Genomic DNA, 22,217 nt, shown 5'->3' on the forward strand with positions numbered 1-22,217 from the left:
TTGGAAACGGACATAAGTGCTGTCGTGACCTGTCACGATACCCCAAAAGGGCGAAAATTCATACTGCTGGCCCTGTAATTACCGTTGGGATTATGAACTGTAGAGTTGTCGTCGAAGCCGCAATCCCGGTCTACGACGTGCAGACGCCGGACGAGGCGGTGCGAATCGCCATCTCAAAGACCGGCGAGATGCTCAATCCCGACCTAAACTACGTCGAAATAAACATGGGTTCGCGGACATCGCCATCCGGAGAGGAACTCCCGCCAGCGTTCATCGCCGCCGACGAGGCACTCGTCGCGCTGGAGTTGGAGATGACGGTGTTCAACGTCGAGCGAGAGGAACACGCATCGCGTATCGCCCGGAAGGAAATCGGCCAACGGTTGGAAAACATTCCGCTCACCGTCCTCGACGTCGAGGTCATCGAGGACGAGGACAGCGATTCGGACGAGACGGACGAAACCGACGAAACCGACACCAGCGCCGACGATTCGGACGACGATGACGGAAGCGATACGGACGACGTGTTGCCCGAATTCGAGGATCTCATCGACTGATCGGTCACCGGGAACGGCTTCATCGCGGCGGGCTTGCCGCAGTAGGAGTGAGTTGTAGGTCATTTTCATCGCTTCTCGCGCCGTGATACGGTCTTTCGTCTCAAACTGCCCTGCTTGGACGGCGGTCACAAACCCTAACCGGCGGGACGACCAACGGAGGGATATGACGAAGTACACCACTGTTTCCATTCCGAAGGATCTAGCCGATCGCGTGGAGGAGACGATCGAGGGAACGAGCTTTTCGAACACGAGCGATCTCGTCCGGTTTCTGCTCCGGAGTATCGTCATTCAGCACCAACGGCAGGGAAAGCTCACGGAATCGGAGTTCAGCGAGATAACCGACCAACTGCGTGAGTTGGGGTATTTAGAGTAGTTCCGCTGGCGGTTCGGCATCGAGGACGACCAGTTCCTGTTTTCGCCCGGAACGGTCGAACGCGGCGACCGTTTCCCGTGTCCACGGTGGGACGGCAACGACGACGACTTCCCGTAGGTCGTCCGTCTGCGTGACTTCGAGTGGGCCTTGCGGGTGTGAGATGAACTGGCCCTGCGTCTGTCGTGGTGGTATCGAGAGATCCATCCCGAAGACCGCGGTCACGGATTTTCCCGTATCCGGCGGATAGAAGTGGGTAAATACGGGTGTTTCCGGTTCGAGATCGTCCGCGCCGTCCAGGTCCTCCGCAGGGGTAACCGCTAGCGGAACGGTCACTTTCTTCGGTTCGGCGTCCGCCGCCAGTTCGAGAAGCGCGTCGTTCAGTCCACGAGTGATGTAGACCACACGCCCCTCTTCGTGTCGTATTTAGATAATACCGTCGCCCGCCGCTTGTCACAGAGGTATCCCGTTTCGCGATGTATTTCTTTATAGCATCCGGATAATTAATATCTCCTCTGTATTTCCACTATATTTTCATATTTTTATAATAGTTAATTTAATATTGGTCCGAGTGGGTGGTTATGATATGGCAAATCGAGACCTCACGACCTATCTGGCTGAAAATCCGCGGATGATCGGCGTACTGTTCACGATCGTGTTGCTACTGACGCAGGCAGGGAGCGTGGCTGGTGCGTGGGCCGGGCATGTTCGTGGTCCGTAGAAGCGTTCAGAGCGAACTCACATCGATCTCGTAGCTCCACGTGAACTGTCCGTCGAGGTAAACCGGCACGTTCTCCAACGCGAGATTTCGTTCCAGTTCGGTTTTGGTAAGCGTGACCGATGGTAACGCTCCCGATGAGAGATACGTCTCGTTTTGGTCCGAGAGACGCGGTATGACGAGACCGCCGATGCCACCGCTGCTGGAATTGTACGTTCTCGGCGTCAGCTCAAACGAGTTCCCTTCGGATTCGATCTCGAAGAACACCGCAACGTCGCTTTCCGCTTGGACGATATTGATGGTGCCATCTCCGACGAGGGTGTATTGGCCGCCGATGATGCTCCGGTCGCGGGCGATGTTCAATGCCGCTGAGAGCGGAAATCCACGGTTGAGTAGTTGCGCCATCGCCTTCCCAACCCGAACTGCCCCGCTATTTATTACATCACTCAACGTGACGACGCCGCCGATCGCACCCGCTTCGATGAGCGCCATCCCCTGCTGGTACGACTGGCAGGCGTTGAGTAGAAACGCTTCGATGCCGACGGAGTCGAGGTCAGTGGCATCGAGCGTTCCATCGACACATTTGAACCCGCTCTCGTCGATGTGACCGATGTAGTGGAGGAACTGTGCTTCGGATTCGAGGAGGGCACGGAGTTCCTCCGTGGTCAACTCGTGCTGAACGGTCACATCGAACGGTAGATCCCGTCCCGACCCGTATACCTCGTCGGCGAGGTCTCTCTCTTCGTCCATTTCGGCGTCGTTACAAACGACCGTGATACCGATATCCCCTTCCGTTGCGGTGCGTTCGAGTTTGTTTCGAAACGCGGTCACCGTCGCCTTGCTCGCTCCGATTGGCGCCTCGTCGCGACCCACACTTCTTCGAGCGAGTCCGACGGTTCGGGTTCGATGAACGAACGCGGGTTGGTAGCCGTTTCGGACAGACTTCTCGTCTTCCCGCGAACGAACTGCTCGACTGCGGGTACCTGTATCGAGGATGCGGACACCTCCTTCGCGTGTGGCGTCCGTATGATCGCGAGGTCGTTGACGAGGAACGGGAGCATCTCGACGTTATCGGACGTAGGTGATACGTGGGTGGTCAACTGCCAGTCCGGAACGAACTCCTCTATTAGATTGTACGGAACCGAGAGATACGCCTCCAGGCGTTTGGCAAACGGAGTATCGTACAGCGTTGCGAAGTCCAAATCGACCATCGATTCGACTTCTCTACGTTCGTATAGGTTGACCGGATACAACCCCTCGGTACGGGCGATACAGTCGAAGAGGAACGTCTGTTTCAGTACCCGTTCTACCTCCTTTTCGAAGCCGAGGGACGTGTCGAGCGGGTGTTCGAATTCGTCCGTGACGATTCGTGGCGTGTTTCCGGGTACGAGTTCCGCCCCGAGATAGTATGCGAGTGGTGCGACGGGGAAAATCGAACCGTACTCGGGTGGAACCTCGACGGTGATGCCCGTTTCCGGCGGTTTCAATCCGTCCGGAACGTGGAGTTCCTCGCCGAGTTCGACTGTCGGGGGATGGCCCCGAAGTGTCGGGAACGACCGTTCGGGACTGGTCGTCTTCAGCGCCGACCCGAACGTCGAAATCGCTGCCATCATGTCTGCCGGGTCAGTCGTCGTCGTCACCGTTCCCGCCGGACGTCGGTGAAGCGACCGCCCGCCGATGTTCACGTCCACTACCGAGCCGAAATCGATAGTCACGTCCTCGAACGAAGCGCCGATACTGACCGTCCCTTCGACGTGCAAGTATAGTTTGATCGGCGGGCAGAGTTCGATGGTGTACGTCCCGCTCGGAAGCTCCTCGCGTTGAATTCCTTCGATACTCGTCAACATCTCACCGGACTCATCGCGAACGTAGACCGCCGTCGGGATTGGAAGGCGAAGCCCGGAAGTCCGAACGCGAACTGCGCGGTCGACCGGAAAACAAAACGAATCGGTGTCGACAGCAACGGGGTGAACCGCGTCGAACGTATGGAGGGAGAACGTGCGCCGCTCGATTGGGTCCTGGATTACGATTCCGTCTGCGTGGGAATCGAACGAAATCGTCACCGGATTACCTCCGTCTCTGGAGGGGTTTGATTCCGGCTCTCAAGGCACATACGTCGTAGGTATCAATCGGATGTTAAAAAACTATCGGCAGTTTGTAATTCTTCAGTATCACATCGATACGAATCCACGAACGGTCTCCAGCAGCAAGGAGGGATATCGACGACGAGACCCGTTCAGCGCGTCGGCGAGCGCTACCGGCGCGTCGTCGAAGACGCCGGGACCGTGTCCGACGAGGATACGTTTCGGTGTCAACCCTCGCAGTTCGTCCGGCGGGAAGAGTCGGATCATCGGGTGGACTCCCAACCGTTCGTGGCCGGTTCGGAAGTAGTCCGCAGTGCCGACGGATTCGGGGACGACGAGCGTCCCATCCGTTTCGTCGTACAGTGCGGCCTCCTGCCACGCCGGGTTGTCGAACAACTTCAACACCCGTAGTTCCGTATCGGCGAGCGTCGTGCCGAACCGACGGACGGGAACGCCGCTGACGCTCCGGCGAACCCACGTGGGTAGGTACAGCGGCACGTCGTGTCGCCGGGCGACAGCCTCGGCATCACGCATGTGGCGGTCGAGGAGGACGACCACACCGGCGACCGTGCCGAACTCCGCGAACAACTCGTCTATCTCCGGGGCATCGACCGGGTCGATAACCCACACATCACCGTCGATGGATAGCGCGTGACTCGCCCGCTCCATCGTTTCGTCCGGATGTGCCAGCCAACCGACGCCACCGTCCCATCGGTCGATCTCTCGATACGTGTTCGACGCATCCGTCTCTTTCAAGGGCATACCCCGACTACCGTCGGAGAACGCATAAATCGACGGGGGAACAGGTCGTGTGCGGACGGCCCGTCGGCGGCGTACGTGCTCGGGGCTGGACCGGTCGGAACTCGAAGGGAAACCTCGATCGGGTGGGATCGATTCGGTCGAAAAATCGGGAACCGGGTGTGTCACGTCGAATCGCTCGATACAGGTGGCCGAATTCGGGATTCGGACGGCCGCTACGCGACGGTGTCGTCGAGCGACTCGATGTAGTCGGCGACCGGTTCGGCGTCGTTCCAGACGTGCTCGAACAACTTCGTTCCCCGCCGATGTGCCCGTTCGGAGTCGGCGATGAGTTCCGTCCCCGCGTCGTAAGACCCATCGAGCAGTGGAAGCGAGAGCAACAGGCTGTCGTCGGTCACCGTCAAGGCGAACGAGACGTTCGCCACTCGGACCTCCAACTCGTCGTTCATGGGGATCGACGGTTCTTCGAGGAGGGAGTCGAGGACGTTCGTTCCCAGAATCAGTCGCGATTTCCCGCTGTCGTCGAGGCCATCGAGGAGGGCGTCCGAAAATCGTTCGTTGAAGATGGGTGCGATGACCGACGCGGATGTCGTGGTTTCGAGTCGGCGTTCGATCTCCCGTACCGCCTGTGACGGGCGAGTGTCGGTCGCTCGGACGACGGTAGCGTCGACGAGGTCGGCGATACGAAACACGTCGGTGGAGGGGAGCGCGGCGGTGTCGTGTCGCTGCCAGTAGTCGGCGTCGATCGCGAGTGCTTGTTCCGTTTCCCGTTGTTCACGGACGAGGTCACAGACGACCGACCCTGTTCCCGTCGGTGCCCAGCGCTTCGCCCGGGGGGAGTAGATCAATCCACGATTTTCCAACTCCGTGAGTGCGTTGTACACGGCGGATTCGCTCGCGAGGTTCCGATTCAGCAGTGCCTGTGTCGTCTCGTCGCCATCGACGATGGCCTGCAACACTGCCGTTCGTGCCCCGGAGCGAAGCACGTACTTGATGAGGGACTGGTGTTGTTCCATGGCGGCGGGTGTCAGTACATCGGAGCGATTCTTTTCACTATCGCTCTCAACCAGCCAGATATCAAATTCCATACGAATAGGTATTTTCTACGAGTAGCTCAAATTTGTGCGCTCTAGAATGGAATTTTTATATACTACTACTGTATTTTTACCGCTTGGGCCACCCTGTGGTCCTCGTTGACGCAATCCGGGCAGTGGTTTTCTACTGTCTACCTCCATCGGCGCGGGCGTTTCTCAGAGTTCGCTCGTATCGATGTCGATGTCGGGCGGTGAGATGATGAGAAACTTCCGGAAATGCACCAAATTCCCGCCGCCTTTTTTCACGGCCGGTGCGAGATCGGCCGCCAATTCGGTCAGGTCGCCGTCGATGGCGAGGACGAGCGTGTGTCCCCGCTCTATCGCCTCGACTCGTTCCTCGACGGCGGTCGTTCCGTCGAGGACGCCGAGGATGACACGGGCATCCTCGTCGAAGTCGATATCCTGTTCGGCCGCCTGAAGGTCCAAATCGAACCCGGAATCGTTCATGGCGGTATCTCTCATCGCCCCGAGAAAAATCCTTGCCTTGGTGTGTCAATCAGTTTTCGTACTCTCGCTTGAACCCGCGGAACTCCGTCCGGTGGGCCTCCTCGTCGGCGAGGATGGTGACTCCGAGGTCCTCGGTAACGGGGTCGTCCGCGTCCGTCGCTGCCGATATGACCGACCGATAGGTCTCGATGGCGTCCTCTTCGGCTTCGAGAACCCCTTCGATGACCGAGAGCACGTCGGTGCTGTCCTCAGGCGGTTGCAGTCCTTCCTGTCGCGCCTCGAAGTCGTAGGATGCGGGCGGCCGCTCGTCCAACTGCTTGAGTCGCTGCCCGATTCGCTCTGCGTGACCCAACTCCTCCTGAATGTCTTCTTCGAGGCTCTCACGCACCTCTTCGGCGTCACTCCTTCGAGGACGATGGAGTTCGTGAGGTAGTTCATCACGGTTTCGATTTCGTCGCTGTACGCCTTTTTGAGTAGGTCCGTTACTTCCTCGCTCGTCATCGTCCGACGATACGACGTGAACCCTCCTTACGATTGTGGCGGTTCATCCGGACTCGTTCGAAACCGTCCGCTACCGACCGGCAATCGTTGCCTCGCGCACAACGGTTATATATCTGTGTCACACATACACATGCTAACGATGAAACAGCAAGTCAATGTCTCGCACACCGATGCGAGCGACGCTGTTGTCGGCCCGATTCTCATCGTAGGGGTCTGATTCCCCTGCCTACTCACACCAGAAAACGACCGAATCGACACGAAACTGAGCCGACAGTGCATCGTGGCAAGCTAAACCACCGCATAGAGACGACGTGACCAACGCACACAAACAATGACAGACGACAACCAACACCGAGAACCGACGACGGATGGCGGACGATCGAATCGAGAGAAACGAACGATGGCGGAAATCAGCCACACACCGCCGTACGAAGCACCAGATGCAAGCCGCGTGTTCGAGCGCGGTGGCGAACTGCTGACCGAACCGACGGCCGACGCGGACTGACGGGATTTCACCCGTCGATCGTTTCTCCGTATCCTCTCACCATTGAGCGACAACTCTGAACGATAACTCCGAGCGACGCCGACGCTTGCCATTTCCGTCTCATCCGAAAAAGAACCGCAAACGGTTTTTCCTCCCTCGCTTCCGGAAACCGACCCCACTTTCGACCGTACCCCCCAGTACGGTTCCGAGACGAACTGCCGGTTCGACTCAGCGAATCGGCTCTCGACCGCCGACGAGTTTCGAGGTGTCCACGAACTCCGCGCGCGCACCTCCCTTCTTCACTTCAGTCGCGGTCATACATTCGAGACAGCCGAAGACCTCGTTCTCGTTGTTGCCAAACACGCGTGCGAAATCGCGTGTCACGAAGGAACCGCAGCTTCGGCATCGGTTTTCGGCGACTGTGTCACTGCCACTTGCAATCTGACTGTTTGTCGTTGTCATGCTAAGCCTCGTCGGTACGACTAACATCAGTGTGGGTACTTTGTTATCCGGTGGCTGTCGGGGAGAAACCAACCACTATCGAACGGAAAGACAACTCTACGATTCCGGTAACGACCCCTTACTCGGCGGATAAGTCGGTTTCCAGTCGGAATTGGGGGAATGACACCATCCCCAAAATCTCCCCCGGCCTATGCTTTAATGAACGTCGGGGCGGTATGGGGCACTGATGCCCAAGATAACACTCGACGAGGAGACCGTCTCGCGACTCGACAGCCTGCGTGTCGAGGACGAATCCTACGACGAAATCATCACCGAACTCGTCAACATCTACGAGGCAGAGGAACTGACGCTCTTCCACGGCGGCGACTATTCGAGCGACTAGTCGCTCCGCACCTCGGAACGAGTCAACACCGTCTCCCCTGCGCGCACGCGTTGTCCCTTTCTTACTTCGATGTCCGTCACGTCGACCGATGGTGGCAGGAGTACGTCCGCCCTGCTACCGAACGCGATGTGGCCCAACCGTTCCCCGCGTTCCAGTTCGTCGCCCGACTTGACGTACGGATGGATCCGCCGCGCGAACGCGCCCGCGATGAGCGTCACGTCGTAGGACGGAAACCCGATGTGGACCTTTTCGTTGTTGTCCGAATCCTTGCTGAACGCCGGACGGTGTTTTCCCGGTTCGTGTTCGACCGACTCGACGCGTCCGCCCACCGGCGCGCGGTTGACGTGTACGTCCGTGACGTTCATGAACACGCCGACGCGAACGCGGTCTCCTTCCTTCCGAATCACGGAGACGCGCCCGTCCGCGGGCGAGAGGATTCCCTCCACTGGTGGGTTCCGCTCCGGGTCGCGGAAGAAGTGCAGGATTGCACCACCCGTCGCCAGCGCGAGCAGCGTCCCAACGGGCGAGAGGAATCCCAGCGGTCCGGCCAACAACAGCGGCGGCGCGGCGTATCGCCACGCGTCCGGAACGATCTTCATCGGTTCGACCCCCCATGCCGTGACCCGCCCATCAGTCCTGAACCGCGGTCCTGACGCGCGCCCACTTCCCCTTCGATTCGAGGCGGGCCTGTAGTTCGTCGGCGTACTGCTGTGCCAACGCCTCGGCCGCCGAGAGTCGGTCCTGGTCGACGCCGGAGTCGCCGCCGCCCAACCCGAGCGCGCTTTTGACGGAGCTAAACACGCCTTTACTGTCCTTTTTCGATGATTGGCCCGACATCGAGTTCATCTGCGACTGGATGTTGTCCATCTCGGGCATCACCTGCTCGACCTTGCTCGTGTCCGCCACGAGTTTCGCGCGCTCGTCGTCCTCGGGGTGTTCTATCTCGAATTCCACGGCCGTCATCACCAATCCCCACTCCTGCCGTGAAAACTGGGAGTTCGTCACTTCCTCCATGAACTCCCTATCGACAGCCATCCTGTCCCCCACGATCATGTCCGTCCACCGTTGTCCGCTCATACCCCACATTGATGTGGCACGAGACTTGGTGTTTTCGTCTACACTTGTGGAAAACAAGCGGTGAAGTTGCAACCGTGGTGTCGAGAATCCCGCAGTAGGGGGTTCCTACGGCGGGCGAAAGAGGGTGTAATCACTCCTTTCCGGGGAGAATATCGCCGGAATCAAAAACCGCTGGAGGAGGATGATAGCGGTCAGTCGTACGGGTAGCGCGCCTGGTCACCACAGTCGCAGGTAACCACGACGTGGCCGTCCTGGAGTCTGACGCGCGCGTTCTTTCCGGGGCGGAGGTAGGCGTCGCAGGCATCGCAGGTGAATCGCTTGAACTGTCTCGGGAGGGACAACCGCTGGCGTTCGGCGATTCGTCTGGCGAGGCGGACGTATTCGCGCGCTCGGTCGTCGTTACACTCTGCGGTGGCGTCCCGTGCGAGTACGGTGAGACGCTCTATTCGCTCTTGAGCTACTGTCATTCGGAATGGGGGGGTGGGGGGTTTCCGGGGCGAGACAGGACAAGGATAGAAATCGTTCCTGTATTGCCCCATGCGAGTCATGCTCGTACGGGAACAAATACTTTGCGGTCGATCAATGACTCCTTTCCGAAAGGAGTAATGGGTCACTGTGCCATCTCCCCCGCAGTGCGCGTACTCAACTACCTCGAACTCGAATCCGAGTTGGCCCGTAGCGGCATCGGAACCTCCACAAAGCAGCAACGCAAGGCTCTCGCGGGGACGAGCGTGGACGTCGTCACGTCGCCGTGGAACGGAAAAACTCCCCTCCATGCACTCCCATCGGGGGCGGTAGGGAGTGGTTTCTTCGCCGATTTCGACCTCGCTCACTGCAACGTCATCGGGCCGGGGTCAATCGCCGTCGCACGCCACGCCAAGCGCAACGACATCCCGCTCGTCCTCCACGCGCACGTCACGAGCGAGGACTTCGCCGAGAGCTTTCGCGGGTCGAGCATCGCCGCGCGCCCCCTCGGTCGCTATCTGAAGTGGTTCTATTCGCAGGCCGACCTCGTGCTCTGTCCGAGCGAATACACGAAATCCGTCCTCGAACGCTATCCCGTCGATGCGCCGATTCAGCCGATTTCGAACGGTGTTGACGCCGAATCGCTGGAGAGATTCCAGTCGTTCCGTGACGAGTACCGCGCGCGCTACGACCTGGACGGGATGGTGGTCTTCGCGCTCGGCAACGTCTTCGAGCGCAAGGGTCTCACGACGTTCTGCCGAGTGGCACAACAGACGGAGTTCGACTTCGTGTGGTTCGGAACCGTGGACGACGGCCCGCACGCCAGTTCGACGGTCAAGCGCTGGACCGAAAACCCGCCGGACAACGTCACGTTCTCGGGGTGGGTGGAGGACAAACGCGGTGCGTTCGCGGCAGGCGACGTGTTCTGCTTCCCGGCGAAGGTCGAAAATCAGGGAATCGTCGTCCTCGAAGCGATGGCCTGCGGCAAGGCTGTCGTCCTCCGGGACATCCCCGTCTTCGACGAGTTCTTCACGCACGGCGTGGACTGCCTGAAATGCGAGACGGAGACGGAGTTCCGCCGCGCGCTCGAACTGCTCCACCGGGATCCCGAACTACGGGAACGTCTCGGGGAGAACGCCCGTGAAACCGCGGCCGAGCACAGTTTGGAGCGGGTCGGCGAGGAACTTGTCGAGACGTATTCAAAACTGGTCTGAAGTCACAAGTCCTTAACACCCCGTCCTCCAATTCTCGACTAATGAGCCGATGGGTCGCCGCTTTCACGGACACATATCTACCGACCATCAACGGTGTCACCTACACGATACGGACGTGGCGCGACTTCTGGGAGAAGAACGGCGGTCGAATGGACGTGGTGTATCCCCAATCCGACGGCTACACGCCGGAGCAAGGCGAACATCCCATCGGAAGCCTGCCGTTCCCGTTTTACGAGGGGTATCGACTCGGAACGCCCCGCATCCCGAAGGCCGTCCTCGACGCCGAAATCGTTCACGCGCACACCCCCTTCGCCATCGGCGTCGGCGGCCTTCGCCTCGCCCGAAAACACGACCGGCCGTTCGTGACTTCGTATCACACACCGACCGGCGAGTACGCGGATTACCTCGTCCCGAACGACTCCGTCGCGGATTACGTCGAACGGGCCGCAGGTGCGTACGAACGGTGGTTCTTCGGGCGCTCCGATGCGGTTCTCACGCCGAGCGAGGCGACCAAACGGCACGTCGTCGAAACGGTCGGCGTCGATGCGCCGGTTCACGTCGTCCCGAACGGCGTGGACATCGAGCGGTTTCACCCGGTCGAAACCGGTGCGTTCGTCCGGAAGTACGACCTCGACGTCGACACTCCGATCATCGGCTACACCGGCCGCCACGGCTACGAAAAACGCCTCTCGGAAGTCATCGAGGCGGCGACGGGATGGACGTCACCCTCCTCTTCGGCGGCGATGGTCCCGCCCGAAAGTCGCTCGAAAAGCAGGCGGCTGACTGTGACGCGGACGTTCGGTTCCTCGGCTTTCTCGAACGCGACGAGATGGCGGCGTTTTACACCGCCCTCGACGTGTTCGCGTTTCCGAGTCCGGTCGAAACGCAGGGGTTGGTCGCGCTCGAAGCGAACGCCTGTGGGACACCCGTCGTCGGTGCGAACGCGGGCGCGCTGTCGAACACCATCGTCGCGGGAGAAACAGGGTATCACTTCGAGAGCGGCGACATCGAGGGAATCCGTGCCGCGATTCGCCGTGCGCTGGCGGAGCACGACGAACTTCGGGAAACGTGTCTCGCCCGGAGAAATCAGGTCAGTGTCGAACGGGCCGTCGAGCAGTTGGCGGCCGTGTACGAGAACGTCCGTTAGAGTTCGACGCGCTCGACGATGTGGTCGCTTCCTTCGCGGACGTTCAGGGCGACGATACGGATGTCGTCTTCGAGTCCGGAGCCGTGGAGTTTCGCCTTCAGCAGGTTATCGACCTGATACACACCCGCGGCGTTCAGCATCTCGATTTCCACGAGGACGGGGACGGTGTCCCCTTGCCGGAGCGTGACCTTCTTGATGGCCTGACTGGAGACGGTGTTGATACCGCGGCCACCTTTCTCGTACGGGATGCGCGAGCGGCCGTGTTCCATATCGAGCGCGTCCGAAACGCGGATGACACCCGCTTCGGTCGTGAGCGGGTCCTCTTCCGTGTGGTGACAGAGAATCGCGTGGAGGATTTCGCCCTTCATCCGCACCGTGTTTTCGACGTCGTAGAAGTTCGGCAGAACCCGGTCGAGGAGGTCGGCCGCGAGCGGAATCGAGTAGTAGGAGTGATCGTCGCGGTGGACGATGTGACCGATGTCGTGGAGCGTCGACGCGAAGGCGATGATGACGCTCTCGTCGGATTCGTCCAGTCCCTCGTCGGCCGCACCGTTGAACTCGACGTTGCCGCGTTTCAGGAGGTCATAGAGGAGGAGCGCACGATTTCGAACGATTTCGATGTGTTTTCGCCCGTGATCGTTGTATCCCTTGCGCGTAACCGCGTTGACGTTCTGGGCGTCGAGATACGCTTGAATCTCCTCGTCGTTCGCGATGAATTCGAGCACCTCGTTCAGCTTTTCGTCGGGGAAGGCGTGTTCGGCATCCGGGTCGTAGGCATGCCGCCCGTCATCGATTTCACTTTCGGCTGGTTCCGTATCCATGCCGACCCTATTCTCGTTCTGGAGGGAAAAGCTCTCGGGGAGCGTTCCTGATTATTTACGCACGGGTAGCCGCCACGCCGACGTTCCGTCAGCCGTTTTCGTCCATCTAGTAGGGTGTCCGACCCTCTCGGCTACGTTTGCGTCCCGACTGCCCGTGGCAACGTACGCCGTCAGGGCGGATTACTGGCAGGCATCCGATGTCATCGTTCTGTGAGATGAGACGGGAGAGAAACGACGAGCGGGATGTTTTCGAGCAACGAAGGCGATTCGTTGCGTCGTGGTCTCGACCCTGAGAAGAGCAAAAAGCCTATAGTTGGCAATGGGTAAGAAACTGGTAGAGGATGTTCGAAATGATACCACTATTCGGGCCGATTCCCGGCGGAGCAGAACTCGTCGTGATTCTGCTCATCGCGGTTCTCCTGTTCGGTGCAAACAAGATTCCGGAACTCGCACGCTCCACGGGAGAGGCGATGGGTGAGTTCAAGAAAGGTCGTGAAGAAGTCGAGCAGGAACTCCAAGACATGCAGAGCTCCGGCACGTCCAGTCCTGCACAGGAAGTCGAGAGCGAACCCGTTTCCCCCACGGAAACCGAGACGGAGATGGAGACGGAGACGGAAACCAGCACCAACACGAAAACCGAAACCGACTCGTAGACGTTTTTCTTCGAAATTATATGAGGGCGTGTGGCCTAGCGGATAGGGCGAGAGGTTCCTAACCTCTCGACCGCGGGTTCGAATCCCGCCACGCCCGTTGACTACGCTTACGCTCCGTCAACGGGCGTGGCTTACTCCCCCTCGCTCGTTCCTCGCTCGCGGGAGTCCCGCCACGCCCGTTTTCCAGCGAACGAAGTGATGTGAAAACGGGCAAGGGATTCGAATCCTACGAGTCACAGCCCGGAACGGCGCGACTACGAGGCGCGAAGCGCCTCGATGCGAACGGCAACGCCGTGAGCAAAGCGCCGCATGCCCGGAATATCTCGTTTCACTCGCTCCCGCCACGCCCGGACTGCCTTTTCGACGTACGCTCCCGCGGCGTCTGTGTCGCGAACGAAGTGAGCAAATCGGCACCGAACGATGTGGATCGTGTGTGATCTTCGTAAAATCCCGAAGTCATGGTGAAAGATTTATTGCTCGACAACGGTGAGCGAGAAACGCGGCGTCTTCCGATGCCGCTCAAACAGCCAAGTCAGGCAAGACCGAGCCGTCGTGGACCGGTTCTCTTCTTACCGTTCGTGACGGTCTCGGTTCTCTCTCCCTTCCGAAGGACGGTCGGAACGACGAAATCGAGGACGTGCTCGTCGTTCGCATCGAATGTGACCCGACTCGGTCTGAAATCCATCTCGCGTATCGCGTACTCCGGGTTGTGATCCCCGACCGACGGGTCTCGCGGACGAACGACGACCGAACGTTATGTGGTTTCGTGGTGAAGGTTCCTCGATGGGTCTCCTCGACGCGGTCAGACGACTCTTCACGATAGCGGGCGACGAGTATCGGTGTGACTACTGCGGTCGCACGTTCCGGTATTCGACGGCGCTGGCGGACCTTCCCGATCTGAACTGCCCGTACTGCGGTTCGACCGATATCGAGCGTGTAGGGGAGTCGAACGGCGGTTGACCCGGAGGACGATCGGTCGTCTAGTCGTTCGATTTCGATGCAAATCGCACCAAACCTTGATGGCTCCGGTGATCGAACTTCCTCTACCGTGTTCGAGTCAGACGAAGCGTTCGTCGCCGCCCTCCAATCGAAACTCGGGTCGGCGTTGTTGGTGGTCGCCGATGCGCGACCCGACGGGTACGAACTCCTGTTCACCCGTGCCGACATCGATGGGCGATTTCGACCCGACGATTTCGAGCGACTTCACGACGAGTCGCTACTCCAAACCGAAGCGCGCGAGGACGCCGAAAACGTGTTCCGCACCGGCGCGCTGGATTTCGCCCTCTACACGTTCGACGAAGCGGTCGTCGTCCACTTCCCGGACGAGGACGGGGCGCTGTTCGTCGCGCTCAGCGACAGCGACGTCCCGTTGCTCCCGACGATCGAACTGTGTGCGGAGTGGGTCGGGACGAGCGCGTAGCGGATTCTCCGGAATTCGCCGCCCGGCGAATGTGTCCGATGGAACTATATTCTGCAGAAGATTGATCAGTAGAGACACGAATTCACGGTCATGGTCCTCGAAACCAGTTGGACGGTGTACGACAAATTCGCTGGACTCCTCGCGCTGGCGCTGCTGTCCGGATACTATCTGGCACCGGTGCAAGGATCGATAGCGATGGCGGTGAACCTCGTTCTCAGCCCGCTTGCGACACTCCTGCCCGTCTCGGTCTTCCTGTTCGGGTTGGCCGGGACGACCGGTCTGTACTCGACGACGCTCCGACTCCTCTTGGGTGACTCCGAGAGGATGGAGCGACTACAGGAACGCATCGAGACCCTCCAGAAACGAATCTCGTCCTCGACCGAGGAGGATGGAGACGGAACCGATTCGATTGCCGACGAGCAGACGGAACTGCTGCGGAGTTGGCTTGCGATGCTGAAACTCCAGTTCCGCCCGCTGGCGTGGAGCATGCTCCTCACGGTGCCGGTGTTCCTCTGGATTCGGTGGGCAATGGCGAACCCGGCGGCGGCGACGGTTCCGCTCGCCCTCTCGCTCCCGGTCGTTGGCCACATCGCGCTGACCGCGACGCTCATCGGGCCGGTCAAGGTGTGGCTCGTGTGGTACGTCGGCGGATCGATCTCGACCAGTTTCGTCTCGCGCCGCGTGTTGTCGCGCGTTCTCGCCTAGAATCGGTCGAACGCTCACCGTACCGTCACGGCGGCGTGATGACCGCCCGACCCTCTATTTCTCCGTGTTCGAGTTTTTCCGCGACGGTGTTGATGTCGCCGAGATCGTAGCGGGAGGTTCGGAGGGAGACGTCGCCGCGTTCGACTAGCGTGACGAGTTCCTGGAGTTCGGTGTAGCGGCCGACGAGCGTGCCGCGGTAGGAGAACTCGCCGTTCACGAGCGATTGGGAGGGTTCGTGGATGTGGCCGCCGTAGCCGACGATGTGGTGATCGCCGCCGGGGGCGACGATATCCGGGGCGTAGGCGGTCGTTTCGTCCCGCCCGACGAAGTCGATGACTTGCTCGGCACCCGCGCCATCGGTGATGTCCCCGATGACCGTCGCCACGTCCTCGGTCGTCGGATCGACCGTGTGGTGTGCGCCGAGGCTGTCGGCCAGATCGCGGGCCTCCTCCTTCACGTCGAGCGCCGTGATTTCGGCGGCGCTCATCGCGTCGAGACACTGGAGGCCGATGTGTCCGAGTCCGCCGACCCCGATGACGACGGCGTGGTCGCCGGGGTTCAACACTCGGGTCGCTTTCTTGACCGCGTGGTAGGCCGTGATTCCGGCGTCGGCGTGGGGAGCGATCTCCACGGGGTCCACGCCGTCGGGGAGCGGGATGACCGAGCGCTCGCTGGTGAGCAAATATTCGGCGAACCCGCCGTCCGTCGTCAGTCCGGGGAACCGGACGTTTTCGCAGTACATGTCCTCGCCGAGACGGCACTGGCGGCACTGTCCGCAGGTCATCACGGGGTGGCAGATGACCGTATCACCGACGCTCACCGTTTTCACCTCGTCGCCGACTTCGACGATTTCCCCGGCGTTCTCGTGGCCGAGGGTCATCGGGAGGGTCTGTTCGACGTAGTCCGTCCACAACCCCTCGATGATGTGGTTGTCCGTCTGGCACCATCCGGCCCCCTGTACTTCGACGACGACGTGGTCCGACTGTTCGGGTTCCGGCCTGTCGATTTCATCGATGCTGAGGCCGTTTTCCATGTCGTCGGTGTACGCGTGCAGGCGTGCGGCTTCCATGACGTCTAAACCACTCCTGCTTCAGTCATAAATATTCGTGAATGAGTCACCGGGCATATGATTTGGGACACACATATTGCATGATTATACATGAAGATTATGTGAGTTCGGCCCATTACTTAGATGGACATGTACAGAGGAACTGGGGACGGTCGATGGGAGAACGAGGAGGACGTATTCGTCATCGACTCGCACATCCACTTTTGGGATGCAAGCGAGGAGAACATCATCCACGAAGGAGGCGAGCAGTTCATCCGGTGTTTTTACGATTATCACACCGGATTCACGCCCGCCGAGCGCGAGTGGACGCTGGAGGAGTACCGAAAGTATCCGCAGGAACGAATGCTCGAAGACCTGTTCGGTAACGGTGCCGTGGACATGGGAATCTTCCAACCCACCCATCTGGAGGAGTTCTACGAGGAGGGGTTCAACACGGTGGACACCAACGCGGATTTCGCCGCCGAGAACCCGGAGCGCTTCATCGTCAACGGGCGGTTCGACCCCCGGGAGGGCGAGGAAGGGCTACGCGAACTCGAACGCCAGAAGGAGGAGTACGACATCCAGGGCGTCAAACTCTACACCGCCGAGTGGCTGGACGATTCGAAAGGGTGGCGGCTCGACAGCGAGGAAGCCTTCGAGTATCTCGAAAAGTGTGCCGAGTTGGGAATCGAGAACATCCATCCACACAAGGGGCCGACCATTCGGCCGCTGAACAAGGACGCCTTCGACGTGAAGGACGTGGACGACGCCGCGACTTCGTTCACCGAACTCAACTTCGTCGTGGAACACGTCGGGCTTCCCCGACTGGACGACTTCTGCTGGTTGGCCGCCCAAGAGCCGAACGTGTACGGAGGACTCGCGGTGGCCGCCCCGATGGCGCAAAACCGCCCGCGTAAGTTCGGGGAAATCATGGGCGAACTGCTCTACTGGCTCGGCGAGGACCGCCTGCTGTTCGGGAGCGACTACGCGCTGTGGAACCCCGATTGGCTGGTCGAAACCGTGATGAACGCCGAACTCACCGACGACCAGAAGGACGAGTACGGCATCGAACTCACCCCGGAGGTCATGCGGAAGATAATGGGCGAGAACGCCGCTCGCCTGTACGACATCGACATCGAGGAGAAGAAAAGACAGTTCCGCGACGACGGCATCACCGACGAGTTCGGCTTGCAAACGCATTACGAAGAGGGTGGCGCGACCGCCGACGACTGACCATGTCGGGGGACAGCTTGGACATCGGAAACGACGAAACGGCCGTATCGGAGAACCCCGGCGACGTGCCGACGTGCGCGGCGATTCTGTCGGCGCTCGACGCGTGACCGACCCCGAACTCGACCGCTCCATCGTCGAACTCGAATACATCGACGACATCGAAGTCGAAGCCGAGGAGGGCGGTGCACACGTCGACGTGTCGTTCACGCTCCCGACGGCGTGGTGTTCGCCGGCGTTCGCGTGGATGATGGCGCTCGACGGCCGGGAAGCAGTCGAGGGACTTTCGGGCGTCGCTCGCTGCTCGATGCGACTCCGTGAGCACATGCACGCCCGGGAGGTCACCGTGGGCGTCAACAACGACCACTCCTTCGATGCGACGTTTCCCGACGCCGACGGTGGCATCGCGGAGGTACGCTCGACGCTCGACGCGAAAGCTCGACTCGCGCGTCAGTACGACGCGGTCGAAACGCTGTTGGCGGCGGGCGTGACCCACGAACAAATCGCGTTGTTGACCCGCGACGACTGCCGGTTCTTCGACGAGTACGTGGCCGTCGGGGTTCGTGAGGGGGCGGTCGAAATCGTCGTGGACGTCGAACCGCTCCGGCGGTATCTCGACAAAGCGATGCAAACCGGACGAGTCGCCGAAAATGATCGGCTCTTTCGAACGCCGGAGGGGGACGATATCGACCCGGACGAGGCTGAACTCGTCCACCGGAGGGCACGTCTCGCGCACGTCAACATGAGCGGACAGGGTGGCGTCTGCGATGCGCTCCACGAGTCCCGTCGGGCCGAACTCGCTCGACAGTAGGGGACGAAGGGGATGGACGACGACGCCTTCCCTCGAACTCACGGTTCCCGCCACGATCATCTCGTTTTGACAACCGTAATTTGGATAGAGACGAATACTGTTTTAATTTCGAAAATCACCACAAAGCATTTACTTGACCATGGTAATGAATAGCATGTGGCGAGGTAGTCCCGAATCCCCCTGACGGACGGTCCTGGTCTGGCGCCATCACTCCAGCCCATATCCCCGCCCCGCCACTCTCTCCTATCGTGACGCTCGCCTCGTAGTGGATCGTATCAGTATCGCTCCGTACTGGTCATTTCTGTCGGGATTATTGCTGTGTCTCGTGCATCTCGTTCGTCGCTAGTCGGGTTTGCCGTGAATGGCCACTCCGCTCGGCTTCGAGGTCCAGCAGACGTCGTTTCGTCGTGACTCCGTCGGCCGCCGAGTAGCCTTTCAACGCGCCGTCGCTCCCGACGACGCGATGGCAGGGGACGACCAGCGGGACGGGGTTCCGAGCACACGCCTGTCCGATGGCGATGGGCGTCGTATCGAGCGCCGCGGCGAGGTCGCCGTACGTTCGCGTCTCGCCGTACGGAATGGCGTTCATCGCGTTCATCACCGCTCCGGTCACCCCCTCCGGAACCGTGACCTGAAGGTCGAAGGTCGTGCGGTCACCGGACTCGTATTCGGCTACCTGTTTTCGAATCTCGTCACTCGATTCGGCGATTCGGCCGTCATCGATTTCGATGGTCGTTTCGAAGATATCTACGTTCATGAATCGGGTCATAGCCGTTCGAGACCGGCTTTTTCTCCGTGTTCTACGAACGCCTTCCGTCGGTATAACCGATCACCACGGACTGAAACTGATCGTCGGGACGAACCTGTTAAATATTCTTCTTGTAGTGGCCAAAACAATCCGCCGATAAATAATTACAATAGCTAGAATAAATAATTAAATATTGTTAGGTGGTGGTAATTGGTGTCATCGGTGGACTACCGAAACCTCCCACTCGTGGTGGATGGAGGAGGTAGCGACCGATGCCGTGAGAACTATGGATTCCGATAACGCATCCGATTTGACGGACGGTAAACCGACGGACGACAAACCGACCGGTGACGGCTTTCACCGTCGAAGGTTCCTGAGCACGGCGGCGGTCACGCTCGGTGGCGGCGCGTTCGCCACTTCGACCGCGAGCGCGGGACCGGGAATGATTCACACCGAATCGTTCGACAACAACGACTGGACGCTCAGTTGGCGCGACGAGTTCGATACCATCGATACCAGTATCTGGAACTTCGAAACCGGCAACAACAACGGTTGGGGCAACAACGAACTCGAATACTATCGGGCAAACAACGCGTGGACCGAGAACGGCCACCTCGTCATCGAGGCCCGCGAGGAGCAGTACGGCGGCTGTGATTACACCTCGGCCCGGATGACCACCCAAGGGAAGTACAACAAACAGTACGGCCGCGTGGACGTACGCGCCAAACTCCCCTACGGACAGGGTATCTGGCCCGCCATCTGGATGCTCGGCTCCAACATCGGATCGGTCGGCTGGCCGGACTGCGGCGAAATCGACATCATGGAACTCATCGGTTCGACCCCGACACCGTCCACGGAACCGTCCACGGTCCCGACTCCGGCGGTGCCGGTGTCGGCGGTTCCTACAGCCAGAGCAATTGGTTCTCGGACGCCTACCACACGTTCACGTTGACGTGGTACCCCGACGCGATCAAGTTCTTCGTGGACGGCCAGCAGTTCTTCGTGACCACGCTGTACGACGCACAGAACGCCGGTCGCGAGTGGGTGTTCGACGACGGCCCGTTCTTCTTCCTGCTCAACGTCGCCGTCGGCGGCAACTGGCCCGGTGCACCCGACGCCAGCACGCAGTTCCCCCAGCGCATGGAAGTGGACTACATCCGCGTCTACGATTGGGTCTGAACGGCGGAACCGAACGGCTCACCGACTCGATTTTTTCGCCGACCGTCACCGTTCCGAACTGAATGATAATTCGGTAAAATCGCCAGACAGAGGCGAGGTTTGCGGCGGGAAAACCGCAACTAACTACTATCCGTTTCGACCAGTGGTACCCATGGACAAGTTGGTCCGTGACGCCGGTTCTTTCGCGTTGGTCGTGACGCCGTTTGCACTGCTCGCGAGCGCGTTTCTCTCCCCCGCAGATATTCCCGTGGATGTCACCACCCTCGAAGGCGGCATCGTCCTCGTGGGCGGGGTTACCACCGTCGTCAGACGTGATCGCGGATTCGGGGACGCCGACCTCCCCGGATTCTCGCGGTCGGACGTCGCCGACTGGGCCGCAGTCCTCGTGGCGAGCGTCGCCACCTACCTCCTCAGCGTTCAGGTCGGATTCGGGCCGGTCGTCGCGTCCGCCCTCGTCGGTCTGTTCGTCGGCGTCGGGAAACCGGAAGTCGCTGTCCCGGCCTACTGCGGGTCGTTCGTCGGGATGGCGTCGCCAGCGCTGTTCCCGTCCGCCAACTACCTCCTCGTTGCCGGAACGGTCGCGGGCCTCGCGTACGTCGCGACGACGGAGGTGTTCCACGGGTTCGGCGGGAAACTCGGTACGCTCGCCCTGTTCGGCTGTGCCACCACGGCCACGTTCACGGACGCCAGCTACGCCGCCGCGACGCTTCCACAGTGGTCGAACGCCGTGGTCGTCGTCCCGGTGGCGATACTGGCCGCCATCGCCACGGTGGTGCTGAGCGTCCGCCTGGAACTCGGCGCGGTAGTCGGCTCCGCACTGGTCGGCCTCGTCGCGGGCGTGGCGTTCCCCCTCGCCCTTCCGGCCATGGGTTCGACGCTCGCCACCGTCGCGTTCTGTGCGTCCTTCGTCGGCATGTCCACCACGGACCGACTGGGCCACGAAGGGCACGTCGCGCTGGCGGGCACGCTCTGCGGAATCGTCTTCGTCGCCGTCGCCCCTTCGTTCGTCGGCGCTGGCGGCAAGTTGGGCACCGTCGCGTTCGTCTCCTGTCTGGCCGTGTTCGGTGCCGTCGAACTGGTCGATTCGATGGGCGGGTCCGTGGTGGCGTGGTCGCGGTAGTTGAAGGTGGAGTCGTGTGGTTCGGATTTCGCTACTTCTCGGAAAGCTTCCGTATGGTCTTCTCCGTGATCGGGCACCCGCAAGGCTGGCAGTTGTGGGTCCACGGCCCGCTCGTCACGACCATGATGACCGGCGTGTCACAGTGCGGGCAGCGAGGAAATGTCGTTTCACGCGTGTCGTCCGGCTGTTCTCGGGGCATGGTACGGATACGGAAGCCAGCACGACCCTCGACGCTTCGACTCTCCAAATGGGGCTTCTGTGGTGAGTTGGCCGTTGGTAGCTTCCGTACCATTCAGTTGACTCACCGTGATAATAAAACTTGACCAAAAATATAGTCATTATGAACCAATATTTGTTCAATCAATTACATATTCGGTGTCGTTAAGATTCTGGTCTTGTGAGCCACTTCCAATGCGACGCCGACCATCATCGTGGATGACGGGAAACGATGACCGAATTCTAGAGCTTCTCAGCGCGAGCGGCGTCGCTCTGAACAAGAAAGCACTCGAAGTCAACTTCGAGCTGGAGGGTACGGGTATTTCGTATTCAACCATCAAACGACGGCTTCCTCTCTTGGAGAGTGTCGGTCTCGTTGACGAAGTCCGTGAGACGGGGTCGTACTATCGGATCACGGACAAGGGTGAGGCGTATCTGGCTGGCGAGTTGGATGCCAGTGAGTTGGAGTTAAACGAGGAGTCGCTGTGAGTGAGTGGGAGAATAGTGC

Annotated in this window: 28 protein-coding genes, 1 tRNA gene and 3 pseudogenes; 18 read left to right on the forward strand and 14 right to left on the reverse strand. The window is 60.1% G+C overall.

Annotated elements, in window-relative coordinates:
- Window positions 1-92: 92 nt before the first annotated feature.
- Both A4G99_RS16210 and A4G99_RS16215 read left to right on the forward strand, forming a co-directional pair.
- A complete protein-coding gene (locus tag A4G99_RS16210; protein WP_066145868.1) occupies window positions 93-554 on the forward strand; it encodes a DUF555 domain-containing protein in 462 nt (153 codons plus the stop codon).
- Window positions 555-717: 163 nt separating this feature from the next.
- Window positions 718-927, forward strand: coding sequence for a ribbon-helix-helix domain-containing protein (locus A4G99_RS16215; protein WP_066145871.1), 210 nt, complete (start codon window positions 718-720; stop codon window positions 925-927).
- Here the strand turns inward: A4G99_RS16215 and A4G99_RS16220 are convergent.
- Window positions 919-1,329, reverse strand: coding sequence for a hypothetical protein (locus A4G99_RS16220; protein WP_066145874.1), 411 nt, complete (start codon window positions 1,327-1,329; stop codon window positions 919-921). The two genes, A4G99_RS16215 and A4G99_RS16220, sit on opposite strands and share 9 nt — an antisense overlap.
- 181 nt (window positions 1,330-1,510) lie before the next feature.
- On the opposite strand from A4G99_RS16220, the gene A4G99_RS28835 reads away from it, so the two are divergent.
- Window positions 1,511-1,645 carry a hypothetical protein gene (locus A4G99_RS28835; RefSeq protein ID WP_255359111.1) on the forward strand — a complete coding sequence of 45 codons (135 nt, stop codon included), beginning with the start codon at window positions 1,511-1,513 and terminating at the stop codon, window positions 1,643-1,645.
- Window positions 1,646-1,651: 6 nt separating this feature from the next.
- Here A4G99_RS28835 and A4G99_RS29420 read toward each other — a convergent pair whose 3' ends face one another.
- From A4G99_RS29420 to A4G99_RS16245, 6 genes and pseudogenes are all read right to left on the reverse strand, one after another.
- Window positions 1,652-2,515 (reverse strand): hypothetical protein, encoded by an 864-nt coding sequence (locus A4G99_RS29420; protein ID WP_342764493.1) that lies wholly within the window; start codon window positions 2,513-2,515, stop codon window positions 1,652-1,654.
- Entirely contained in the window at window positions 2,470-3,489 is a 1,020-nt protein-coding gene (locus tag A4G99_RS29425; protein ID WP_342764494.1) for a hypothetical protein, read from the reverse strand. Before A4G99_RS29425 ends, A4G99_RS29420 begins: the two co-directional genes overlap by 46 nt.
- Window positions 3,490-3,813: 324 nt before the next feature.
- Entirely contained in the window at window positions 3,814-4,488 is a 675-nt protein-coding gene (locus tag A4G99_RS16230) for a hypothetical protein (RefSeq protein WP_066145876.1), read from the reverse strand.
- Between the two features lie 212 nt (window positions 4,489-4,700).
- Window positions 4,701-5,501 (reverse strand): winged helix-turn-helix domain-containing protein, encoded by an 801-nt coding sequence (locus A4G99_RS16235; RefSeq protein WP_066145879.1) that lies wholly within the window; start codon window positions 5,499-5,501, stop codon window positions 4,701-4,703.
- A 234-nt stretch (window positions 5,502-5,735) separates the two neighbouring features.
- A complete protein-coding gene (locus tag A4G99_RS16240) occupies window positions 5,736-6,026 on the reverse strand; it encodes a DUF5779 family protein (protein ID WP_066145881.1) in 291 nt (96 codons plus the stop codon).
- A gap of 49 nt (window positions 6,027-6,075) precedes the next feature.
- Window positions 6,076-6,527, reverse strand: a pseudogene (locus A4G99_RS16245) (ferritin-like domain-containing protein).
- A gap of 331 nt (window positions 6,528-6,858) precedes the next feature.
- Between A4G99_RS16245 and A4G99_RS26050 the strand changes: the two are divergent.
- Window positions 6,859-7,032 carry a hypothetical protein gene (locus tag A4G99_RS26050; RefSeq protein ID WP_190303784.1) on the forward strand — a complete coding sequence of 58 codons (174 nt, stop codon included), beginning with the start codon at window positions 6,859-6,861 and terminating at the stop codon, window positions 7,030-7,032.
- 207 nt (window positions 7,033-7,239) lie between these two features.
- On the opposite strand, the gene A4G99_RS25235 is transcribed toward A4G99_RS26050, so the two are convergent.
- The gene (locus tag A4G99_RS25235; RefSeq protein ID WP_049805629.1) at window positions 7,240-7,473 is read right to left on the reverse strand and encodes a hypothetical protein; all 234 of its coding nucleotides are present in this window, start codon (window positions 7,471-7,473) and stop codon (window positions 7,240-7,242) included.
- Window positions 7,474-7,699: 226 nt separating this feature from the next.
- Between A4G99_RS25235 and A4G99_RS26055 the strand changes: the two genes are divergently transcribed.
- Window positions 7,700-7,855 carry a hypothetical protein gene (locus A4G99_RS26055; RefSeq protein ID WP_190303785.1) on the forward strand — a complete coding sequence of 52 codons (156 nt, stop codon included), beginning with the start codon at window positions 7,700-7,702 and terminating at the stop codon, window positions 7,853-7,855.
- Here the strand turns inward: A4G99_RS26055 and A4G99_RS16250 are convergent.
- The 3 genes from A4G99_RS16250 to A4G99_RS16260 all read right to left on the reverse strand — a co-directional run bounded on the left by A4G99_RS16250 (window position 7,852) and on the right by A4G99_RS16260 (window position 9,399).
- A complete protein-coding gene (locus A4G99_RS16250; RefSeq protein WP_066145884.1) occupies window positions 7,852-8,454 on the reverse strand; it encodes a protein sorting system archaetidylserine decarboxylase in 603 nt (200 codons plus the stop codon). The genes A4G99_RS26055 and A4G99_RS16250 overlap by 4 nt on opposite strands.
- Before the next feature lie 31 nt (window positions 8,455-8,485).
- Window positions 8,486-8,932: a DUF5799 family protein gene (locus tag A4G99_RS16255; RefSeq protein WP_066145888.1), complete on the reverse strand. Its 447-nt coding sequence runs from the start codon at window positions 8,930-8,932 to the stop codon at window positions 8,486-8,488.
- Window positions 8,933-9,123: 191 nt separating this feature from the next.
- Window positions 9,124-9,399 carry a ribonuclease P protein component 4 gene (locus A4G99_RS16260; protein WP_066145892.1) on the reverse strand — a complete coding sequence of 92 codons (276 nt, stop codon included), beginning with the start codon at window positions 9,397-9,399 and terminating at the stop codon, window positions 9,124-9,126.
- A gap of 165 nt (window positions 9,400-9,564) precedes the next feature.
- On the opposite strand from A4G99_RS16260, the gene A4G99_RS16265 reads away from it, so the two are divergent.
- Both A4G99_RS16265 and A4G99_RS16270 read left to right on the forward strand, forming a co-directional pair.
- Window positions 9,565-10,611 (forward strand): glycosyltransferase family 4 protein, encoded by a 1,047-nt coding sequence (locus tag A4G99_RS16265; RefSeq protein ID WP_066145895.1) that lies wholly within the window; start codon window positions 9,565-9,567, stop codon window positions 10,609-10,611.
- Between the two features lie 41 nt (window positions 10,612-10,652).
- Window positions 10,653-11,758: pseudogene (locus tag A4G99_RS16270) on the forward strand (glycosyltransferase).
- Here A4G99_RS16270 and A4G99_RS16275 read toward each other — a convergent pair.
- Window positions 11,755-12,579 carry an HD domain-containing protein gene (locus A4G99_RS16275; RefSeq protein ID WP_066145896.1) on the reverse strand — a complete coding sequence of 275 codons (825 nt, stop codon included), beginning with the start codon at window positions 12,577-12,579 and terminating at the stop codon, window positions 11,755-11,757. The pseudogene A4G99_RS16270 and the gene A4G99_RS16275 sit on opposite strands and share 4 nt — an antisense overlap.
- Window positions 12,580-12,929: 350 nt before the next feature.
- On the opposite strand from A4G99_RS16275, the gene A4G99_RS16280 reads away from it, so the two are divergent.
- The 6 genes from A4G99_RS16280 to A4G99_RS16305 all read left to right on the forward strand — a co-directional run bounded on the left by A4G99_RS16280 (window position 12,930) and on the right by A4G99_RS16305 (window position 15,357).
- A complete protein-coding gene (locus A4G99_RS16280; RefSeq protein ID WP_394337463.1) occupies window positions 12,930-13,232 on the forward strand; it encodes a twin-arginine translocase TatA/TatE family subunit in 303 nt (100 codons plus the stop codon).
- A gap of 24 nt (window positions 13,233-13,256) precedes the next feature.
- Window positions 13,257-13,329 (forward strand) — tRNA-Arg (locus A4G99_RS16285).
- Between the two features lie 103 nt (window positions 13,330-13,432).
- Window positions 13,433-13,669, forward strand: coding sequence for a hypothetical protein (locus A4G99_RS16290; RefSeq protein WP_066145905.1), 237 nt, complete (start codon window positions 13,433-13,435; stop codon window positions 13,667-13,669).
- 346 nt (window positions 13,670-14,015) lie between these two features.
- On the forward strand, window positions 14,016-14,192 hold the full coding sequence (locus tag A4G99_RS16295) for an FmdB family zinc ribbon protein (RefSeq protein ID WP_190303786.1): 177 nt from the start codon (window positions 14,016-14,018) through the stop codon (window positions 14,190-14,192).
- 88 nt (window positions 14,193-14,280) lie between these two features.
- Window positions 14,281-14,652, forward strand: coding sequence for a hypothetical protein (locus A4G99_RS16300; RefSeq protein ID WP_066145912.1), 372 nt, complete (start codon window positions 14,281-14,283; stop codon window positions 14,650-14,652).
- A 90-nt stretch (window positions 14,653-14,742) separates the two neighbouring features.
- A complete protein-coding gene (locus A4G99_RS16305; RefSeq protein ID WP_066145916.1) occupies window positions 14,743-15,357 on the forward strand; it encodes a DUF106 domain-containing protein in 615 nt (204 codons plus the stop codon).
- Between the two features lie 25 nt (window positions 15,358-15,382).
- On the opposite strand, the gene A4G99_RS16310 is transcribed toward A4G99_RS16305, so the two are convergent.
- A complete protein-coding gene (locus tag A4G99_RS16310; RefSeq protein ID WP_066145919.1) occupies window positions 15,383-16,426 on the reverse strand; it encodes an NAD(P)-dependent alcohol dehydrogenase in 1,044 nt (347 codons plus the stop codon).
- 129 nt (window positions 16,427-16,555) lie between these two features.
- Here A4G99_RS16310 and A4G99_RS16315 point away from each other — a divergent pair, with 129 nt between their 5' ends.
- Window positions 16,556-17,638 (forward strand): amidohydrolase family protein, encoded by a 1,083-nt coding sequence (locus A4G99_RS16315; protein WP_066146677.1) that lies wholly within the window; start codon window positions 16,556-16,558, stop codon window positions 17,636-17,638.
- A gap of 73 nt (window positions 17,639-17,711) precedes the next feature.
- Window positions 17,712-18,446 (forward strand): iron-sulfur cluster assembly protein, encoded by a 735-nt coding sequence (locus A4G99_RS16320; RefSeq protein WP_066145922.1) that lies wholly within the window; start codon window positions 17,712-17,714, stop codon window positions 18,444-18,446.
- 310 nt (window positions 18,447-18,756) lie between these two features.
- On the opposite strand, the gene A4G99_RS16325 is transcribed toward A4G99_RS16320, so the two are convergent.
- On the reverse strand, window positions 18,757-19,203 hold the full coding sequence (locus A4G99_RS16325) for a methylated-DNA--[protein]-cysteine S-methyltransferase (protein ID WP_066146680.1): 447 nt from the start codon (window positions 19,201-19,203) through the stop codon (window positions 18,757-18,759).
- Window positions 19,204-19,636: 433 nt separating this feature from the next.
- Here A4G99_RS16325 and A4G99_RS16330 point away from each other — a divergent pair.
- From A4G99_RS16330 to A4G99_RS16340, 3 genes and pseudogenes are all read left to right on the forward strand, one after another.
- A pseudogene (locus A4G99_RS16330) lies at window positions 19,637-20,373 on the forward strand (family 16 glycosylhydrolase).
- 151 nt (window positions 20,374-20,524) lie between these two features.
- Window positions 20,525-21,493: a hypothetical protein gene (locus A4G99_RS16335; protein ID WP_066145925.1), complete on the forward strand. Its 969-nt coding sequence runs from the start codon at window positions 20,525-20,527 to the stop codon at window positions 21,491-21,493.
- 435 nt (window positions 21,494-21,928) lie between these two features.
- Window positions 21,929-22,198, forward strand: a complete 270-nt coding sequence (locus tag A4G99_RS16340) for a winged-helix domain-containing protein (RefSeq protein ID WP_066145927.1) — start codon at window positions 21,929-21,931, stop codon at window positions 22,196-22,198.
- The last annotated feature ends 19 nt before the right edge of the window (window positions 22,199-22,217 follow it).

The organism is Haladaptatus sp. R4, from assembly GCF_001625445.1.
Taxonomy (GTDB): Archaea; Halobacteriota; Halobacteria; order Halobacteriales; family Haladaptataceae; genus Haladaptatus.

Coding starts and splice junctions, on each gene's coding strand:
- A4G99_RS16210 (WP_066145868.1), top strand. CDS start 93: ATGAACTGTAGAGTTGTCGTCGAAGCCGCAATCCCGGTCTACGACGTG.
- A4G99_RS16215 (WP_066145871.1), top strand. CDS start 718: ATGACGAAGTACACCACTGTTTCCATTCCGAAGGATCTAGCCGATCGC.
- A4G99_RS28835 (WP_255359111.1), top strand. CDS start 1,511: ATGGCAAATCGAGACCTCACGACCTATCTGGCTGAAAATCCGCGGATG.
- A4G99_RS29425 (WP_342764494.1), bottom strand. CDS start 3,489: ATGTTGACGAGTATCGAAGGAATTCAACGCGAGGAGCTTCCGAGCGGG.
- A4G99_RS16230 (WP_066145876.1), bottom strand. CDS start 4,488: ATGCCCTTGAAAGAGACGGATGCGTCGAACACGTATCGAGAGATCGAC.
- A4G99_RS16235 (WP_066145879.1), bottom strand. CDS start 5,501: ATGGAACAACACCAGTCCCTCATCAAGTACGTGCTTCGCTCCGGGGCA.
- A4G99_RS16240 (WP_066145881.1), bottom strand. CDS start 6,026: ATGAACGATTCCGGGTTCGATTTGGACCTTCAGGCGGCCGAACAGGAT.
- A4G99_RS26050 (WP_190303784.1), top strand. CDS start 6,859: ATGACAGACGACAACCAACACCGAGAACCGACGACGGATGGCGGACGA.
- A4G99_RS25235 (WP_049805629.1), bottom strand. CDS start 7,473: ATGACAACGACAAACAGTCAGATTGCAAGTGGCAGTGACACAGTCGCC.
- A4G99_RS26055 (WP_190303785.1), top strand. CDS start 7,700: ATGCCCAAGATAACACTCGACGAGGAGACCGTCTCGCGACTCGACAGC.
- A4G99_RS16250 (WP_066145884.1), bottom strand. CDS start 8,454: ATGAAGATCGTTCCGGACGCGTGGCGATACGCCGCGCCGCCGCTGTTG.
- A4G99_RS16255 (WP_066145888.1), bottom strand. CDS start 8,932: ATGAGCGGACAACGGTGGACGGACATGATCGTGGGGGACAGGATGGCT.
- A4G99_RS16260 (WP_066145892.1), bottom strand. CDS start 9,399: ATGACAGTAGCTCAAGAGCGAATAGAGCGTCTCACCGTACTCGCACGG.
- A4G99_RS16275 (WP_066145896.1), bottom strand. CDS start 12,579: ATGGATACGGAACCAGCCGAAAGTGAAATCGATGACGGGCGGCATGCC.
- A4G99_RS16280 (WP_394337463.1), top strand. CDS start 12,930: ATGATACCACTATTCGGGCCGATTCCCGGCGGAGCAGAACTCGTCGTG.
- A4G99_RS16295 (WP_190303786.1), top strand. CDS start 14,016: ATGGGTCTCCTCGACGCGGTCAGACGACTCTTCACGATAGCGGGCGAC.
- A4G99_RS16305 (WP_066145916.1), top strand. CDS start 14,743: ATGGTCCTCGAAACCAGTTGGACGGTGTACGACAAATTCGCTGGACTC.
- A4G99_RS16310 (WP_066145919.1), bottom strand. CDS start 16,426: ATGGAAGCCGCACGCCTGCACGCGTACACCGACGACATGGAAAACGGC.
- A4G99_RS16315 (WP_066146677.1), top strand. CDS start 16,556: ATGTACAGAGGAACTGGGGACGGTCGATGGGAGAACGAGGAGGACGTA.
- A4G99_RS16325 (WP_066146680.1), bottom strand. CDS start 19,203: ATGAACGTAGATATCTTCGAAACGACCATCGAAATCGATGACGGCCGA.
- A4G99_RS16335 (WP_066145925.1), top strand. CDS start 20,525: ATGGACAAGTTGGTCCGTGACGCCGGTTCTTTCGCGTTGGTCGTGACG.
- A4G99_RS16340 (WP_066145927.1), top strand. CDS start 21,929: ATGACGGGAAACGATGACCGAATTCTAGAGCTTCTCAGCGCGAGCGGC.